This is a genomic window from Burkholderia lata, assembly GCF_902499025.1.
Classification (GTDB): domain Bacteria; phylum Pseudomonadota; class Gammaproteobacteria; order Burkholderiales; family Burkholderiaceae; genus Burkholderia; species Burkholderia lata_C.
Map to the genome: position 1 here is coordinate 238,180 of NZ_CABVPW010000003.1, position 17,806 is coordinate 255,985.

Consider the following 17,806-nt stretch of genomic DNA (forward strand, 5'->3'; position numbering starts at 1 on the left):
ATGTTCCGCTATCAGAGACCGCCCGGCGTGGCCGATCGTTCCTCTGCGATGCAGCGATCGATCATCCGGCACACGGCATCGATCGTGCCGACCATGATCAGGCGCGAACGGCCGTGATAGACGCGCACCGGCGCGCGGCGTGCGGGTTCTGCGTGATTCAGGCCGGCGTTCAGCGATACCCGCGCGAAAGCGGGGAGCGCCGACGGCAGCAGGGACGCCTGCCGTTCGACTGCGACTTCTTCTTGCACAGGCGCCGCCGCGGACAGCGGTGCGCAGGGCGTGCGGCCGCGCAGGTGACGCAGGCGGCCGAATTGACGGAAAGGCAGCAGACGGGCAAGGCGTTCCATGATGTTCTCCTCAGCGAGACGGAATGTCAGAGTTCGCCCGAGCGGATCAGCCCGACGGCGATGCCTTCCAGCGCGAATTCCGCGCTGCCGGCCTTGACGAAGATGTTTTCGTAATCCGGATTCTCCGCGATCAGCTCGAGGCCGCCGGGCCGGCGCATCAGGCGCTTGACCGTGACGTCGTCGCCGAGACGCGCAACGATGATCTGGCCGTCCTTCGCTTCCGTGCGCTTCTGCACGGCGAGGAGGTCGCCGTCGAGAATGCCGGCGTCGCGCATCGACAGGCCGCGTACTTTCAGCAGGTAGTCGGGCTTGCTCGAGAACAGCGCGGGATCGCACGCGTAATGCTGCGAGATGTGCTCCTGCGCGAGGATCGGGCTACCGGCCGCCACGCGGCCGACGAGCGGCAGCGACAGCTGCATCAGGCCGGCATGCGGCAGCGTGAACTGGTGCGGGGCGTCGTCGATGCCGAGCAGGCGGATGCCGCGCGACGCGCCGGCGGCCAGCTCGATCACACCCTTGCGTGCCAGCGCACGCAGGTGTTCCTCGGCCGCATTCGGCGAGCTGAAGCCCAGTTCGGCCGCGATCTCGGCACGGGTGGGCGGGAATCCGGAGCGCTCGATCGCGCGACGGATCAAGTCGAACACTTGCTGCTGACGGGCGGTGAGTTTGGTCATGGCTCAACTGTATGGATAGACAGTGAGCTGTATTTTTATACAGTAGTTCGCGAATTTCAAGTGTTACGTGAGGTTCGACGCGATCGCGCCGGTTCCGACGCGATTTCGCGACGCCAGGACGCCGGTTCGTCTGCCGCAACCGTCCGTCCCGTCTGCGTTAGCACTTTTGAGTATTAAAAAATGAGGAACGATTATTTTTAATCATGTAACCCGTTCGTTAGACTGGCCCGACATCGCAATACCGACAACACTGGAGAACCAAGGATGGGCAAGCGCAATACGGGGCTGGTGGGCGGAGTGGGCCGCCTGATCGCAACACTCGCGCTGGGCGCGGCGGCGGCGCTGGGCGTCGCGACGCACGCGCAGGCCGATACGACTTTCCTGAACGTGTCGTACGACCCGACGCGCGAGCTGTATCAGGACTTCAACCAGGCGTTCGGCAAGGAGTGGAAGGCGAGGACGGGCGAGACCGTCAACTTCAAGCAGTCGCACGGCGGTTCGGGCGCGCAGGCGCGCTCGGTGCTCGACGGCCTGCAGGCCGACGTCGTCACGCTGGCGCTGGCGTACGACATCGACGCGCTCGCGAACAAGGGGCTCGTCAACAAGGACTGGCAGAAGCGCCTGCCCGACAACGCGTCGCCGTACACGTCCACGATCGTGTTCCTGGTGCGCAAGGGCAATCCGAAGGGGATCAAGGACTGGGACGACCTGACCAAGCCGGGCATCTCGATCGTCACGCCGAATCCGAAGACGTCGGGCGGCGCGCGCTGGAACTACCTGGCCGCATGGGCGTACGCGGTGCACAAGCCGGGCGGCAACGAGCAGACGGCGAAGGAATTCGTCACGAAGCTCTACAAGAACGCAGGCGTGCTCGATTCGGGCGCGCGCGGCGCGACCACGAGCTTCGTGCAGCGCGGAATCGGCGACGTGCTGATCGCATGGGAAAACGAGGCATTCCTGTCGGTGAAGGAATTCGGCACCGACAAGTTCGAGATCGTCGTGCCGTCGGTGAGCATCCTGGCCGAGCCGCCCGTCGCGGTGGTCGACAAGGTGGTCGACAAGAAGGGCACGCGCAAGCTGGCCGATGCGTACCTGAACTTCCTGTACAGCCCGCAGGGCCAGGAGATCGCGGCGCGCAACTACTACCGGCCGCGTTCGAAGAACGTGCCGGCGGAGCTGACGAAGCAGTTCCCGAAGCTGAAGCTGTACACGGTCGACGATACCTTCGGCGGCTGGACGAATGCGCAGAAGACGCATTTCGCGGACGGCGGCGTGTTCGATTCGATCTACAAGCCGCAGTAACGCCATAACGACAGCGGCGCGCCACGACAGCGCGCCGCATCCCCGACGGCCCGCCGGCGCGATGGATTGCGCCGGCGTTTGCGTCGGACCCATGAGCAGCATCGACCCAGCAAGAGCATCCGATGACGACGTACACCTTTCGCAAGCCGAGCGCGCTGCCCGGTTTCGGCGTGACGCTAGGCATCACGGTGGCCTATTTGAGCCTCGTGGTGCTGATACCGCTCGCCGCCACGTTCCTGAAGACCGCGACGCTGTCGTGGGACCAGTTCGTCACCGCCGTCACGTCGCCGCGCGTGCTCGCGTCGTACCGGCTGACGTTCACGTCCGCCCTCGGCGGCGCGCTGATCAATGCCGTGTTCGGCTTCCTCGTCGCGTGGGTGCTCGTGCGCTACACGTTCCCGTTCAAGCGGATCGTCGATGCGATCGTCGACCTGCCGTTCGCGCTGCCGACGTCGGTCGCCGGCATTTCGCTCGCGGCCGTCTACGCGACCAACGGCTGGGTCGGACAGTATCTCGCGCCGCTCGGCATCAAGATCGCGTTCACGCCGGCCGGCGTGCTGGTCGCGCTGACCTTCATCGGGCTGCCGTTCGTCGTGCGCACGGTGCAGCCGGTGCTCGAGGATTTCGAGCGCGAGCAGGAAGAGGCCGCTGCGTGCCTCGGCGCGTCGCGCTGGCTGACGTTCCGCCGCGTCGTGCTGCCGGCCGTGCTGCCGGCGCTCCTCACCGGGTTTGCGCTCGCGTTCGCGCGTGCGCTCGGCGAATACGGCTCGGTGATCTTCATCGCCGGCAACGTGCCGATGAAATCCGAGATCACGTCGCTGCTCATCATCACGAAGCTCGAGCAGTACGACTACGCGGGCGCGACCGCGCTTGCGGTCGTGATGCTCGTCGTGTCGTTCCTGATGCTGCTGCTGATCAACACGCTGCAATGGTATCTGCAGCGCCGCACGAGCAAGGGGGCGAGCGGCCCCGCGCCCGCCACCGTCACCGCCGTCGCAGCAGGAGGCCAGCAATGAGCCAGGAGGCCACCGTCGTGCTGAAAACCCCGTCTTCGGCCGCGCAAGGGCGCGCCGCGAAGCGGCTCGACCCCGTCAGCGAGTCGCGCGTCGTGCGCTGGCTGCTGACGGGCATCGCGCTGGCGTTCCTGGCGTTCTTCCTCGTCGTGCCGCTCGCCGCGGTGTTCGTCGAGGCGCTGAGAAAGGGCGTCGGCTTCTATCTCGAATCGCTGGCCGATCCCGACGCGTGGTCGGCGATCAAGCTGACGTTGACCGTCGCCGCAATCGCCGTGCCGCTGAACCTCGTGTTCGGCGTGTGCGCATCGTGGGCGATCGCGAAATTCGAATTCCGCGGCAAGGCGCTGCTGACGACGCTGATCGACCTGCCGTTCTCGGTGTCGCCGGTGATCTCGGGCCTCGTGTACGTGCTGCTGTTCGGCGCGCAGGGCTGGTTCGGGCCGTGGCTGCAGGATCACGACGTGCAGATCATCTTCGCGGTGCCGGGCATCGTGCTCGCGACGATCTTCGTCACGTTCCCGTTCGTCGCACGCGAGCTGATTCCGCTGATGCAGGCGCAAGGCACCGACGAGGAAGAAGCCGCGCGCGTGCTCGGTGCATCGGGCTGGCAGATCTTCCGCCGCGTGACGCTGCCGAACGTGAAGTGGGGTCTGCTGTACGGCGTGATCCTGTGCAACGCGCGCGCGATGGGCGAGTTCGGCGCGGTGTCGGTCGTGTCCGGCCACATCCGCGGCCAGACCGACACGATGCCGCTGCACGTCGAGATCCTGTACAACGAATACAACTTCGCGGCGGCGTTCGCGGTGGCGTCGGTGCTGGCGCTGCTCGCGCTCGTCACGCTCGCGCTGAAGCTGCTCGCCGAGCGCCATCTCGCCGCCGAACTGGCCGGCGCGCGCGACACCGTTCCCGCACATGCCGGCCCCGTCGGCGTCGTTTCGTCGAAATCGTAAAGAGGCAACCAGAATGGGTATCACCGTCCGTAACCTTCAGAAGCGCTTCGGCGATTTCACGGCGCTCGACAACGTATCGCTCGACTTCCCGCCCGGCGAACTGGTCGCGCTGCTCGGGCCGTCCGGCTGCGGCAAGACCACGCTGCTGCGCGTGATCGCGGGCCTCGAGCACGCGGATGCCGGTCAGGTCGTGCTGCAGGGGCTCGACGTGGCATCGGTCGGCGCGCGCGACCGCCAGGTCGGTTTCGTGTTCCAGCACTACGCACTGTTTCGCCACATGACGGTGTTCGAGAACGTCGCGTTCGGGCTGCGCGTGAAGCCGCGCCGCGAGCGGCCGTCGGAAAGCGCGATCCGCGACAAGGTGCACGAGCTGCTGAAGCTCGTGCAGCTCGACTGGCTCGCGCAGCGCTATCCGTCCGAGCTGTCGGGCGGCCAGCGCCAGCGCATCGCGCTCGCCCGCGCGCTCGCCGTCGAGCCGAAGGTGCTGCTGCTCGACGAGCCGTTCGGCGCGCTCGACGCGAAGGTCCGCAAGGAGCTGCGCGGCTGGCTGCGTCGTCTGCACGACGACCTGCACATCTCGACGATCTTCGTCACGCACGACCAGGAGGAGGCGCTGGAAGTCGCGGATCGCATCGTCGTGCTGAACCGCGGCCACGTCGAGCAGGTCGGCAGCCCGCAGGACGTCTACGATCATCCGCAGAGCGCGTTCGTCTACGAGTTCCTCGGCGCGGCCAACCGGCTGCCGGGCACGGTCGCCGGGCGTGGTTTCGTGGCCGAGGGCGCAGCCGCGCCGATCGAGGTCGACGCCGATTTCGCGGGCCCCGCGAACGCCTACGTGCGGCCGCACGACCTGCAGCTGTGGCCGGTGGGTGAAGGGCACCGCGACGGCATCGCGGTGGACGTGCGTCGCGTGATCCCGCTCGGCGGGTCGGTGCGCGTGGAACTCGAGGCACGTGCAGGCGGTGCGCTCGAGGCGGAACTCGATCGCGATGCCTGGCGTGCGCTGTCGCTGCAGGTCGGCGATGGCGCGACGGCCGTGCCGCGCGCCGTGAGGGTGTTTCCCGCGCGTTGACGCAAGCATGCAGGGCAGGGGGCGGAAATTGCTCCGATTCGATAATCAAACAACGACAGCCTAAGAGGCATACCCATGAATTTTCAGCAATTGCGGTTCGTGCGCGAAGCGGTGCGCCAGAACATGAACCTGACGGAAGTCGCGAACGTGCTGTACACGTCGCAGTCGGGCGTGTCGAAGCAGATCAAGGATCTCGAGGACGAGCTGGGCGTCGACATCTTCATCCGCCGCGGCAAGCGGCTGACGGGGCTCACGGAGCCCGGCAAGGCCGTGCACCAGCTGATCGAGCGGATGCTGCTCGACGCCGAGAACCTGCGCCGCGTCGCGCGCCAGTTCGCCGACCAGGACAGCGGCCACCTCGTCGTCGCGACGACGCACACGCAGGCGCGCTACGCGCTGCCGAAGGTGATCCGCCAGTTCACCGACGTGTTCCCGAAGGTGCATCTCGCGCTGCGCCAGGGCAGCCCGCAGCAGATCGCGCAGATGATCCTGAACGGCGAGGCCGATCTCGGCATCTCGACCGAGGCGCTCGACCGCTATCCGGACATCGTCACGTTCCCGTGCTATTCGTGGCACCACACGGTCGTCGTGCCGAAGGGCCATCCGCTCGTCGGCCGCGAGAACCTGACGCTCGAGGAAATCGCCGAGTACCCGATCATCACGTACGACCAGGACTTCACGGGCCGCTCGCACATCGACCAGGCATTCACGCAGGCGGGCGCCGTACCTGACGTCGTGCTGACCGCGATCGACGCGGACGTGATCAAGACCTACGTCGAACTCGGGATGGGGATCGGCGTCGTCGCGGCGATGGCCTACGATCCGCAGCGCGACACGGGGCTCGTCGCGCTCGATACGCAGCACCTGTTCGAGGCGAGCACGACGCGGGTCGGGCTGCGCAAGGGTGCGTTCCTGCGCGCGTATGCGTACCGGCTGATCGAGATGTTCGCTCCGCACCTGAACGAAGCGGAAATCGCCGGGCTGTTGCGCGAAGCCGTTTGACGACAGCGCGTCGTACGCCATCCGCGCCATTGCCGCGGATGGCGCGATGTACGTGCACGAGATGGCATGCATCGGGCAGCGACAGGTAATCTGCCGCCGCCCTGGTTGTTCGACTTACCGAATCATCGACCGCGATCGCGGTTTCCCGTCCGATTCTTCGCCGCCCGCGGCGAACGACATGTATTTGATTGCCTGCACAACTACCAGAGCAACACGGCACGCTTGAACGCGTCGTTCTGGATTCGGCCATCTGCCATATCGAGCGATCCGTTGCCCGGCAAATGTGATTCAATGCGCGTGAATGCCCGGTGACGAGCGTTCGGGCCACCCCTCGACGACCATCCTGACCGGCCGGTCCGCACCAGCGGCACAACACCGGAACGAAGCGAGAAAAGCAAAGCCGGCAGGCCGTCCACCTCCACAAAACCATGCACGCGGCTTGCCCGTCCCGACACACTGGGCAACATATCGTGCAGCACGCAACACGCGTGACGAAGAGGTAAACAATGAATCTGAAATGGTTTCTCTTTTCCTTCGAAGGCCGGATCGGGCGCCTGCCGTGGTGGATCTACGCGCTGGTTTCCACTGTACTCAGCGCGATTCTCGATGCGGGTTCCCGAGGCGCGCCGGATGACCATCTGCCGCTGCTGGCGATGCTGGTGCTCGTCGTCATTGCCGTCGTTGCAGTGTGGTCGTCGATTGCGGTCGGCGTGAAGCGGCTGCACGACATCGACAAGTCGGGATGGTGGATGCTGTTGCTGTTCGTGCCGATCGTCGGCGCGATCGCGTTGTTCGTGATGAACGGCTTCATCGCCGGCACGCCGCATGCGAACCGATTCGGCGAGCCGCCGTCGGTTGATGAGGACGAGCCGGCACCGCAGGACCCGGCGTGACGCGCGCTCAGAATAAACCCTTAAATATTGATCAGACAGGTTGCGCGCCGACGCGAATCGGTACAGCATAGCCTTCACTCCGCCGGCGTCCCGCCGGCGGCGGCGCGTAAACGACAGCACGCGCCAGGCAGTCGGCCGTCTGCCTCGCTTCCATTCCGTGGTACCGACAGCAGCATCGATGGCCATTGCCCGGGTAGTGTGGCGCAAACGTTTGCTCACATTAAAACAACAGTCAAACAATCGTCCGGCCCGTTGGGCCAGTCGCCAGGAGATGTGTATGAATGTCCTCTTTCGCCGTCGCTTCCTGACCGCCGCGCTCGCCGCCGTCGCGGTCGCCGCCGCCCCGGCCGTCCACGCGCAAGCTGCCGCCAAGCCGAAGGTGGCGCTCGTGATGAAGTCGCTCGCTAACGAGTTCTTCCTGACGATGGAAACGGGCGCGAAGGAATACCAGAAACACAACGCGAGCCAGTTCGACCTGATCACCAACGGCATCAAGGACGAGACCGACACCGCGAACCAGATCCGCATCGTCGAGCAGATGATCGTGTCGAAGGTCGACGCGATCGTGCTCGCACCGGCCGATTCGAAGGCGCTCGTACCGGTCGTGAAGAAGGCGGTCGACGCAGGCATCATCGTCGTGAACATCGACAACCGGCTCGACCCCGACGTGCTGAAGTCGAAGAACCTGAACGTGCCGTTCGTCGGCCCGGACAACCGCAAGGGCGCGCGCAAGATCGGCGATTACCTCGCGAAGCGGCTGAAGGCGGGCGACCAGGTCGGCATCGTCGAAGGCGTGTCGACGACGACCAACGCGCAGCAGCGCACGGCCGGCTTCCAGGACGCGATGAAGGCGGGCGGCATGAAGGTCGTGTCGGTGCAGTCCGGCGAATGGGAGATCGACAAGGGCAATGCGGTCGCTGCCGCGATGCTCAACGAATACCCGAACCTGAAGGCGCTGCTGTGCGGCAACGACAACATGGCGATCGGCGCCGTGTCGGCCGTGCGCGCGGCCGGCAAGCAGGGCAAGGTGCTGGTGGTCGGCTACGACAACATCAACGCGATCAAGCCGATGCTGAAGGATGGCCGCGTGCTCGCGACCGCCGATCAATACGCGGCGAAGCAGGCCGTGTTCGGCATCGACACGGCGCTCAAGGCGATTGCCGAGCATCGCAAGCAGGCCGACATGTCGGGCGTGGTCGAGACGCCGGTGGATCTCGTGACGAAGTGACGCAACCCCGATGCGGCCGCTGCCCTCAAGAATTTGGCGCGGCGGCCGTTATCCGGGGTGAGCGCGATCACGGCCACTGCATGCACATGCACTTGTGAGCGTCACACCCGCGCGCCGCGTGCGCGCGGCCGCAACCAGGATCGCGATGGACCCGACTTTCCAACCCTCCCGCGCAGCCACTCCCGTGCTGTCCGTATCCGGCATCGGCAAGACCTATGCCGAACCCGTGCTCGCCGACGTCACGCTGACGCTCGAGCCGGGCCACGCGCTAGCGTTGACGGGCGAGAACGGCGCCGGCAAGAGCACGCTGTCGAAGATCATCGGCGGGCTCGTCGAGCCGACCGCCGGCACGATGCAGCTCGGCGGCCAGCCGTATGCGCCGGCGAGCCGGACGCAGGCCGAGGCGCTCGGCGTGCGCATGGTGATGCAGGAACTGAACCTGCTGCCGACGCTGACGGTTGCCGAGAACCTGTTCCTGAATCGCCTGCCGCGGCGCTTCGGGATCATCGATCGTGCGCGGCTGCGTGAAGATGCACGGGCGGCGATGGCACAGGTCGGGCTCGACACGGTCGATCCCGATACGCCGGTGGGCGCACTGGGCATCGGCCATCAGCAGATGGTCGAGATCGCGCGCAACCTGATCGGCGACTGTCGCGTGCTGATTCTCGACGAACCCACCGCGATGCTGACCGCGCGCGAAGTCGAGCTGCTGTTCGAGCAGATCGACCGGCTGAAGGCGCGCGGGGTTGCGATCGTCTACATCTCGCATCGACTCGAGGAGCTCGCGCGCGTCGCCGAGCGCGTCGCGGTGCTACGCGACGGCCGGCTCGTCCATACGGGCGACATGGCGGCGACGACGTCCGACGGACTCGTCACGCTGATGGTCGGGCGCGAGATCGGCGAGCACATCGATCTCGGCGAGCGCCATTTTGGCGCGCCGCGGCTCGTCGTATCGGGCCTGAGCCGCGGGGCGGCGGTGCGCGACGTGTCGCTCGAAGTGCGCGCGGGCGAAATTTTCGGCATCTCCGGGCTGATCGGCGCGGGACGCACCGAGCTGCTGCGGCTGATCTACGGCGCCGATACGCCGGATGCGGGGACGATCGCGGTCGGCCAGCCGCTGAAGCCGGCGCGAATCGGTTCGCCCGTCGATGCGGTGAAGCTGGGCATTGCGCTGATCACCGAGGATCGCAAGGGCGAGGGGCTGCTGCTGTCGCAGTCGATCACCGCGAACGTGTCGCTCGGCCAGCTCGACCGGCTCGCGCGCGGCGGCATCGTCGACCGCGCGCGCGAAACCGCGCTCGCCGAGCAGCAGATCGACACGCTGCGGATTCGCACGCACGGCGCGACGCAGACGGTCGGCGAGCTGTCGGGCGGCAACCAGCAGAAGGTCGTGATCGGCCGCTGGCTCGCGCGCGACATGGGCGTGCTGCTGTTCGACGAGCCGACCCGCGGGATCGACGTCGGCGCGAAGTTCGAGATCTACACGTTGATGGGCGCGCTCGCGCGCGAAGGCCGCGCGCTCGTCGTCGTGTCGAGCGACCTGCGCGAGCTGATGCTGATCTGCGACCGGATCGGCGTGATGTCGGCCGGCCGCATGACCGCCGTGTTCGAGCGCGGCAACTGGACCCAGGATGCGCTGCTGGCCGCGGCGTTCGCCGGCTTCGGCCGCGAAGCGTCGTCAGGCGGCGCGCAGCATCCGGACGCGGGGCAGGCGCGTGGCGCCGCTCCGGGCACTTCGAAGACAGGACGACATCCATGACCCAGCCTCCCGTAACCCCGACCGACGCAGGCGCGCAGCAGGACGTGGCGGGGCGCCGTGCGCGCACGCTGTCCGGCACGCGGCTCGGCCTGTCGAACTACCTCGGGCTCGCCGGTGCGCTCGCCGCGATGATTGCGCTGTTTTCGGTGCTGAGCTCGCATTTCCTGACCTACGATACGTTCAGCACGATCGCGAACCAGATTCCCGATCTCGTCGTGATGTCGGTCGGGATGACCTTTGTGCTGATCATCGCCGGGATCGACCTGTCGGTCGGCTCGGTGCTCGCGCTGGCCGCGTCGATGGTCAGCGTCGCCGCGCTGAAATGGCAGTGGGGGCCGCTGCCGGCCGCGCTGATCGGCATCGCGGTCGCGACCGTCACGGGCGCGCTGACGGGCGCGGTCACGGTCGGCTGGCGGATCCCGTCGTTCATCGTGTCGCTCGGCGTGCTGGAGGCCGCGCGCGGCCTCGCGTACCAGCTGACGAATTCGCGCACGGCCTATATCGGCGACGCGTTCGATTTCCTGTCGAACCCGATCGCGCTCGGCATCTCGCCGGCGTTCCTGATCGCGGTCGCGGTGATGATCGCGGCCCAGTTCGTGCTGACGCGCACCGTGTTCGGACGCTATCTCGTCGGGATCGGCACGAACGAAGAAGCCGTCCGACTTGCAGGGGTTAACCCGCGTCCGTATAAAATTCTCGTATTCGCATTGATGGGCGCGCTCGCAGGACTCGCGTCGCTGTTCCAGATTTCGCGGCTCGAGGCGGCCGACCCGAACGCGGGCGTCGGCCTCGAACTGCAGGTGATTGCTGCCGTCGTGATCGGCGGCACGAGCCTGATGGGCGGGCGCGGCTCGGTGATCAGCACGTTCTTTGGCGTGTTGATCATCTCCGTGCTGGCCGCGGGGCTGGCGCAGATCGGCGCGAACGAGCCGACGAAACGGATCATCACCGGCGCGGTGATCGTGGTGGCGGTCGTGCTCGATACGTATCGCAGCCGGCGCACACGCGTGCGGTAGAAAGACAGACAGAACAGACCAGAGAGAAACGGGAAATGGCGACGATCAAGGATGTGGCGGCCATGGCGGGCGTGTCGTTTACGACCGTCTCGCACGTGGTGAACAATTCGCGGCCGGTGTCCGCGGATGTGCGTGCGAAGGTCGAGGGCGCAATCCGCGAGCTGAATTACGTGCCGTCGGCCGTGGCGCGCTCGCTGAAGGCGCGTGCGACGGCGACCATCGGCCTCGTCGTGCCGAACAGCACGAATCCGTACTTCGCGGAGCTTGCGCGCGGCATCGAGGATCAGTGCGCGGCCAACGGCTATTGCGTGTTCTTCTGCAACTCGGACGACGATCCGGTGAAGCAGCGCAACTACCTGCGCGTGCTGCAGGAAAAGCGCATCGACGGGCTGATCGTCGCATCGGCCGGCGAGGATGCGGTGCTCGCGCAGACGCTCGCGGATATCCACGCGCCGCTCGTCGTCGTCGACCGCAACATCGAGGGGCTCGCGGCCGACCTCGTGCAGATCGATCACGAGCGCGGCGCGTATCTGGCGACGCGTCACCTGCTCGAGCTCGGGCACGCGAAGATCGGCTGCATCACGGGGCCGACCGATACGGCCGTCAGCGCGATGCGCGTGCACGGCTTCATCCGTGCGATGGCCGAGCGCGGGGTCGACATCGTGCCGGGTGCGATCGCAGAAAGCGACTTCTCGTGCCTCGGCGGTTATCACGCGGCGTCGCGGCTGTTCGAATCGGTGCGGCCGAGCGCGATCTTCGCGGGCAACGACCTGATGGGCGTCGGCGCGCTGCGGGCGGCGGCAGAACGCGGCATGCGCGTGCCCGACGACTGTTCGATCATCGGGTTCGACGACATCGAATTTTCCCGCTACACGTATCCGGCGCTGTCGACGGTCGGCCAGTCGGTGCGCGCGCTCGGCGAAATGGCCGCGCAGACGCTGATCGAGCGGATCGGTGGCGGCTCGACGGCCGTGCCGAGCCGCCGTCGCGTCGTATCGCCGCGCCTCGTGCTGCGCGAATCGACGGCGGTCTACCGTGAGCCGCCGGCCTCCGGCGGTCGCGCATGACGGCGCCCGCAGCAAACGCCGGCCGCGTGACGGTGGTCGGCAGTCTCAACATGGATCTCGTCGTGCGCGCGCCGCGTCTGCCGCTGCCGGGCGAAACGCTCGCCGGTCATGCGTTCGCGCAGGCGGCGGGCGGCAAGGGCGGCAACCAGGCCGTCGCCGCCGCGCGGCTCGGCGCGCAGGTCGCGATGATCGGCTGTGTCGGCGCGGATGCGCACGGCGCGGCACTGCGCGCGGGCCTCGAAGCCGAGGGGGTCGACTGCGGCGGGCTCGCGACGAGCGCGTCGGCATCGACCGGCGTCGCGCTGATCGTCGTCGACGATGCGAGCCAGAACGCGATCGTGATCGTCGCGGGCGGCAACGGAGAGGTCACGACCGAAACGGTCGCACGGCACGAGGCCGCGCTGGCGTCGGCCGACGTGCTGATCTGCCAGCTCGAGACGCCGCCGGATGCGGTGTTCGCGGCGTTGTCGGCCGGGCGCCGGCTCGGCCGCACGGTGGTGCTCAATCCGGCCCCGGCCGTCGCACCGCTGCCCGCCGGCTGGCTGCCGCTCGTCGATTACCTGATCCCGAACGAGGTCGAGGCGGCCGCGCTGACCGCGCTGCCCGTGCGCGACCCGGCGGAGGCTGAAGCCGCTGCACGCGTGCTGCAGGCAGGCGGCGCACGCAACGTGCTGGTCACGCTGGGCGCGCGCGGCGTGCTGGCGCTGACGGCCGATGGCGCGGCGCGGCATTATCCGGCGCCGGCCGTGCAGGCCGTCGACACGACGGCGGCCGGCGATACCTTCATCGGCGGCTTTTCCGCACGGCTGGCGGCCGGCGCGGACGTTGACACGGCCATCCGCTTCGCGCAACGCGCAGCGGCACTGTCGGTCACGCGAGCGGGTGCGCAGCCGTCGATTCCAACGCTTGCCGAACTGGCCGGATAGGGCCTGATCACGCATCGCGGCCGGCTCGTCGCAACCGACGGCCGGCCGCGCGTCTGCGACGCTCGCCGGCAGCGGCGGGCCTTCCATCGCCTTGCTTTCAGCACACCCCGAAGTGCGCATTATTTGTTCAGCTATTTGTAATAAACAGACGAATAATTCGAAAAAGTAGCGGAAACACCATCAAGTTGTGCGGTGCATGGTCGTAAATGCATCAGGTGAAGCAACGCTTCGAGCCAACGGGCCGGGCCCGTTCATGACGCAACACAGGATGGATGATGGTGTTCAGGAACCTGACGATTCGCGCGCGCATCGGTTTGACGATGGCGTTTCTGGCGGTGCTGCTGGGTGTAACCGGCGTGCTCGGGGTGTACGGGATGACGCGGTCGAACGACACGACGCTCGACATTTTCACGAACCAGATGCCGAGCGCAGTCGACGTGGCGATGGCGGAAATGTATGCGGCGCGCGAGCGTCTCGCACTCGACCGCGCGGCGCTGCTGGCCGGCACGCCCGATTCGGCGGCCGCCGTCGAGCGCAGCCGCGCGATGCGCACGCAGGCCGACGCGTGGTGGCAGAAGTATCTCGCGCTGCCGCGCGGGCCGGAGGAGGATCGGCTCGCGCAGGATGTCATCGCGAAGCGCCAGGCGCTGCAGCGCGGCTGTGACGCGTTCGCGAGCGTCCTCGGTGCGGATCAGCGCGATCGCATCGGCGACGGCGCCAAGCAGCTCCAGTCGCTCTACAACGACCTCGCGGTGGCCAGCGAGGCGCTGCGCAACTTCCAGTTCACCGATGCGCAGGCAAGCTTCAACCATGCGGAATCGGCGTTCGACACGCTGCGCGTGCTGTCGATCGTTGCGCTCGTGGCCGGGATCGGCGCCGCGCTGATGTCGTGGCTGACGCTGAGCCGTGCGATCGGCCGCCCGATTGCCGACGCGCTGGCGCATTTCGACGCCATTGCCGCCGGCGACCTGCGCCGGCCGATCGTCGTGGACCGGCATGACGAGATGGGCCAGCTTCTCGAGGGCCTCGGCAAGATGCAGCGCGGGCTCGTCGACACGGTGCGCACCGTGCGCGGCGGCAGCGAGTCGATCGCGACGGCGGCGCGCCAGATCGCGGCCGGCAACATCGACCTGTCGTCGCGTACCGAGGAGCAGGCCGCGGCGCTGCAGGAAACCGCGTCGAGCATGGAACAGCTGACCGGCACCGTGAAACAGAACGCGGACAATGCACGCCAGGCCAGTTCGCTGGCCGCGAATGCGTCGGAGATTGCAAACAAGGGCAATACGGTGGTCGGCCAGGTGGTCGGCACGATGGGCGAGATCAACGACAGTTCGGCAAAGATCGCGGACATCATTGCGATCATCGAAGGAATCGCGTTCCAGACCAACATTCTTGCGCTGAATGCGGCAGTCGAAGCCGCGCGGGCCGGCGAGGAAGGCCGCGGTTTCGCGGTCGTCGCGGGCGAGGTGCGCAGCCTGGCCCAGCGATCGTCGACCGCGGCCAAGGAGATCAAGGTGCTGATCGACGCATCGGTGGAGCGCATTCGGTCGGGTTCCACGCTGGTCGACGAAGCCGGGCGCACGATGAGCGACGTGATCGGTGCGGTGCAGCGCGTGACCGACATCATGGGCGAGATCGCGGCGGCGTCCGAGGAGCAGAGCGGCGGGATCGACCAGGTGGCGCGCGCGGTCGCGCAGATGGACGAGGTCACGCAGCAGAATGCGGCACTCGTCGAGGAAGCCGCGGCCGCCGCGCAATCGCTCGACGAACAGGCCGGGCGCCTGCGCGAAACGGCAGCGGTATTTCAGCTCAACGAAGACACGGCACGCCCGGGCGCCGCAGCGCCGGTTGCAGTGCGTCACGCACCGCGTGCCGCCGCCGCGGTTGCCGCGCCCGTTCAGCCAGCTGCGCGCGACGATCGCGACGCGGCGCCGAAACGCGCGCCTGCAGCGGCGCCGCTGCGCAGGCCCGCCGCAGCTTCTGCTGCGCCTGCGCAGGCTGCCGCGACCACTGACGCAGACGACTGGGAGACCTTCTGATTCGCGCGTGCCGCGCATCTATCCCCATTTGGTGACGAACGACGCCCGCGACATGCGGGCGTCGTCGTTTCTGCGCCGGAGAAATGTGACAGGCGATGTGCATGAATGACGATCGTGCAACGTCGCGTGCAGGGTGAAACATGCATCGATGGATGTGTGCACAGGTTGTGCGTCATGTTCCCGCATCCGCTGTACGGGTATCTCCGTAAGGGCACCGCGAAAAAAATTTGTAACGGCGCGCGCAACGTGTCATCGCACGCGATCGCTCGAACGTATAGGGATGAAGGGGGAAGTGACGACGTCGGATGTGTCCAACGCACAAGACGTTCCGTCGTTCGACGAGACGCGACGGATGCAGTTTCTGCGGCTCGGGAGATCGATTGTAAAACGACGAAATGTGTTGTCCAAGCGGTGTTGTCGAGAATAACGAACTTCAGACGAAGAGTTCGTGAAAAAAAATAAGAAAGGGTTTAGGATGAATTCGAACGCGCTTGCTTCTGCGCAGTCGTACGAAGGCAGGCACGTCTTCAGACTCAGGCGAGGGAGGTAGCATGGATATTTACAGCAGCTTCGCGAACCGCTTCGAAAAAACGCGAGAGGAAGAGCTCTCGCTGGAGGAGTATCTCGCGCTCTGCAAGAACGATCCATCCGCGTACGCGACGGCTGGTGAACGCATGCTGGCAGCAATCGGGGAACCTGAACACATCGATACCCGCAACGAGCCGCGCCTGTCGCGGATCTTTGCGAACAAGGTCATCAAGGTCTATCCGGCATTCCGTGAGTTCTACGGAATGGAGGAAGTGATCGAGCAAGTGGTCGCGTATTTCCGTCACGCTGCGCAAGGGCTCGAAGAGAAGAAGCAGATCCTCTATCTGCTGGGTCCGGTGGGCGGCGGCAAGTCGTCGATCGCCGAGCGTCTGAAGCAACTGATGGAGCGCGTGCCGTTCTATTCGCTGAAGGGTTCGCCCGTCAACGAATCGCCGCTCGGGCTGTTCGACTACGACGAAGACGGCCCGATCCTCGAGGAACAGTACGGCATTCCGCGCCGCTACCTGAAGAACATCCTGAGTCCGTGGGCCGTCAAGCGCCTGCACGAATACAACGGCGATATCCGCCAGTTCCGCGTGGTCCGTCGCTATCCGTCGATCCTGCGGCAGGTCGGCATCGCGAAGACCGAGCCGGGTGACGAGAACAACCAGGACATCTCGTCGCTGGTCGGCAAGGTCGATATCCGCAAGCTCGAGCAGTACGCGCAGGACGACGCCGACGCGTACAGCTACTCGGGCGGCCTGTGCCTGGCTAACCAGGGCCTGCTCGAGTTCGTCGAAATGTTCAAGGCGCCGATCAAGGTGCTCCACCCGCTGCTCACCGCCACGCAGGAAGGCAACTTCAAGGGTACCGAGGGCTTCGGCGCGATTCCGTTCGACGGGATCATCCTCGCGCACTCGAACGAGTCGGAGTGGAAGGCGTTCCGCAACAACCGCAACAACGAGGCACTGCTCGACCGGATCTTCGTCGTGAAGGTGCCGTACTGCCTGCGCGTATCGGAAGAGACCAAGATCTACGAGAAGCTGATCCGCAACTCGTCGCTGGCCGAGGCCGTCTGCGCGCCGGGCACGCTGAAGATGATGTCGCAGTTCTCGGTGCTGTCGCGCCTGCACGAGCCGGAGAATTCGAGCCTGTTCTCGAAGATGCAGGTGTATGACGGCGAAAACCTCAAGGACACCGATCCGAAGGCGAAGTCGTACCAGGAGTACCGCGACTACGCGGGCGTGGACGAAGGGATGACGGGCGTGTCGACACGCTTCGCGTTCAAGATCCTGTCGCGCGTGTTCAACTTCGATTCGAGCGAGGTCGCGGCCAACCCCGTGCACCTGATGTACGTGCTCGAACAGCAGATCGAACGCGAGCAGTTCCCGCCGGAAACCGAGCAGAAGTACCTGTCCTTCGTGAAGGACGTGCTCGCATCGCGCTACGCGGAATTCATCGGCAAGGAGATCCAGACGGCCTACCTCGAGTCGTATTCGGAGTACGGCCAGAACATCTTCGACCGCTACGTCACGTATGCGGACTTCTGGATCCAGGACCAGGAATTCCGCGATCACGACACGGGCGAGAGCTTCGACCGCGCCGCGCTGAACGCGGAGCTGGAGAAGATCGAGAAGCCGGCGGGCATCAGTAATCCGAAGGATTACCGCAACGAGATCGTGAACTTCGTATTGCGTGCACGGGCGGCGAATGCCGGCAAGAACCCCGTGTGGACGAGCTACGAGAAGCTGCGCGTCGTGATCGAGAAGAAGATGTTCTCGAACACCGAGGAACTGTTGCCGGTGATTTCGTTCAACGCCAAGGGTTCGGCGGAGGAGCAGCGCAAGCATGAGGACTTTGTGAACCGGATGGTCGCGAAGGGCTATACGCCGAAGCAGGTGAGGCTGCTTTGCGACTGGTACCTGCGCGTGCGCAAGTCGTCATGACGCGCGCGGTACCGCGCCCGTACGGCGTCGCCGTACGGGTGTTT

The 17,806-nt window shown here is 66.2% G+C and carries 15 protein-coding genes; 13 read left to right on the plus strand and 2 right to left on the minus strand.

The features are described from left to right. Nucleotides 1-11 precede the first annotated feature (11 nt). Together BDI24065_RS04355 and lexA are read right to left on the minus strand one after the other, a co-directional pair. Complete coding sequence (locus BDI24065_RS04355; RefSeq protein ID WP_006476078.1) at nt 12-347, minus strand: hypothetical protein; 336 nt, start codon at nt 345-347, stop codon at nt 12-14. Nucleotides 348-373: 26 nt separating this feature from the next. Continuing rightward, nucleotides 374-1,021: a transcriptional repressor LexA gene (gene lexA, locus BDI24065_RS04360; RefSeq protein ID WP_009689103.1), complete on the minus strand. Its 648-nt coding sequence runs from the start codon at nt 1,019-1,021 to the stop codon at nt 374-376. Nucleotides 1,022-1,285: 264 nt separating this feature from the next. On the opposite strand from lexA, the gene BDI24065_RS04365 reads away from it, so the two are divergent. From BDI24065_RS04365 to BDI24065_RS04425, 13 genes are all read left to right on the plus strand, one after another. Then, nucleotides 1,286-2,323, plus strand: coding sequence for a sulfate ABC transporter substrate-binding protein (locus BDI24065_RS04365; RefSeq protein ID WP_175030149.1), 1,038 nt, complete (start codon nt 1,286-1,288; stop codon nt 2,321-2,323). Nucleotides 2,324-2,445: 122 nt separating this feature from the next. Beyond that, nucleotides 2,446-3,339, plus strand: coding sequence for a sulfate ABC transporter permease subunit CysT (gene cysT, locus BDI24065_RS04370; RefSeq protein ID WP_175030150.1), 894 nt, complete (start codon nt 2,446-2,448; stop codon nt 3,337-3,339). Further along, nucleotides 3,336-4,286, plus strand: coding sequence for a sulfate ABC transporter permease subunit CysW (gene cysW, locus BDI24065_RS04375; protein WP_175030151.1), 951 nt, complete (start codon nt 3,336-3,338; stop codon nt 4,284-4,286). The genes cysT and cysW overlap by 4 nt, the downstream gene beginning before the upstream one ends. Nucleotides 4,287-4,299: 13 nt before the next feature. Beyond that, entirely contained in the window at nt 4,300-5,358 is a 1,059-nt protein-coding gene (locus BDI24065_RS04380) for a sulfate/molybdate ABC transporter ATP-binding protein (protein ID WP_011351896.1), read from the plus strand. 75 nt (nt 5,359-5,433) lie between these two features. Next, a complete protein-coding gene (locus tag BDI24065_RS04385) occupies nt 5,434-6,360 on the plus strand; it encodes a CysB family HTH-type transcriptional regulator (RefSeq protein WP_006484201.1) in 927 nt (308 codons plus the stop codon). 506 nt (nt 6,361-6,866) lie between these two features. Next, nucleotides 6,867-7,253: a DUF805 domain-containing protein gene (locus tag BDI24065_RS04390; RefSeq protein WP_175030152.1), complete on the plus strand. Its 387-nt coding sequence runs from the start codon at nt 6,867-6,869 to the stop codon at nt 7,251-7,253. Between the two features lie 277 nt (nt 7,254-7,530). Next, a complete protein-coding gene (locus BDI24065_RS04395; RefSeq protein WP_175030153.1) occupies nt 7,531-8,481 on the plus strand; it encodes a sugar ABC transporter substrate-binding protein in 951 nt (316 codons plus the stop codon). Between the two features lie 145 nt (nt 8,482-8,626). Continuing rightward, nucleotides 8,627-10,240 carry a sugar ABC transporter ATP-binding protein gene (locus BDI24065_RS04400; protein ID WP_175030154.1) on the plus strand — a complete coding sequence of 538 codons (1,614 nt, stop codon included), beginning with the start codon at nt 8,627-8,629 and terminating at the stop codon, nt 10,238-10,240. After that, nucleotides 10,237-11,256, plus strand: coding sequence for an ABC transporter permease (locus BDI24065_RS04405; RefSeq protein WP_175030155.1), 1,020 nt, complete (start codon nt 10,237-10,239; stop codon nt 11,254-11,256). Before BDI24065_RS04400 ends, BDI24065_RS04405 begins: the two co-directional genes overlap by 4 nt. Before the next feature lie 35 nt (nt 11,257-11,291). Next, on the plus strand, nt 11,292-12,323 hold the full coding sequence (locus BDI24065_RS04410; protein ID WP_039358736.1) for a LacI family DNA-binding transcriptional regulator: 1,032 nt from the start codon (nt 11,292-11,294) through the stop codon (nt 12,321-12,323). Further along, the gene (gene rbsK / locus BDI24065_RS04415) at nt 12,320-13,249 is read left to right on the plus strand and encodes a ribokinase (RefSeq protein ID WP_175030156.1); all 930 of its coding nucleotides are present in this window, start codon (nt 12,320-12,322) and stop codon (nt 13,247-13,249) included. The genes BDI24065_RS04410 and rbsK overlap by 4 nt, the downstream gene beginning before the upstream one ends. Nucleotides 13,250-13,524: 275 nt before the next feature. Then, on the plus strand, nt 13,525-15,288 hold the full coding sequence (locus BDI24065_RS04420; RefSeq protein ID WP_175030157.1) for a methyl-accepting chemotaxis protein: 1,764 nt from the start codon (nt 13,525-13,527) through the stop codon (nt 15,286-15,288). Nucleotides 15,289-15,839: 551 nt separating this feature from the next. Then, complete coding sequence (locus BDI24065_RS04425) at nt 15,840-17,762, plus strand: PrkA family serine protein kinase (protein ID WP_043182748.1); 1,923 nt, start codon at nt 15,840-15,842, stop codon at nt 17,760-17,762. Nucleotides 17,763-17,806 lie beyond the last annotated feature (44 nt).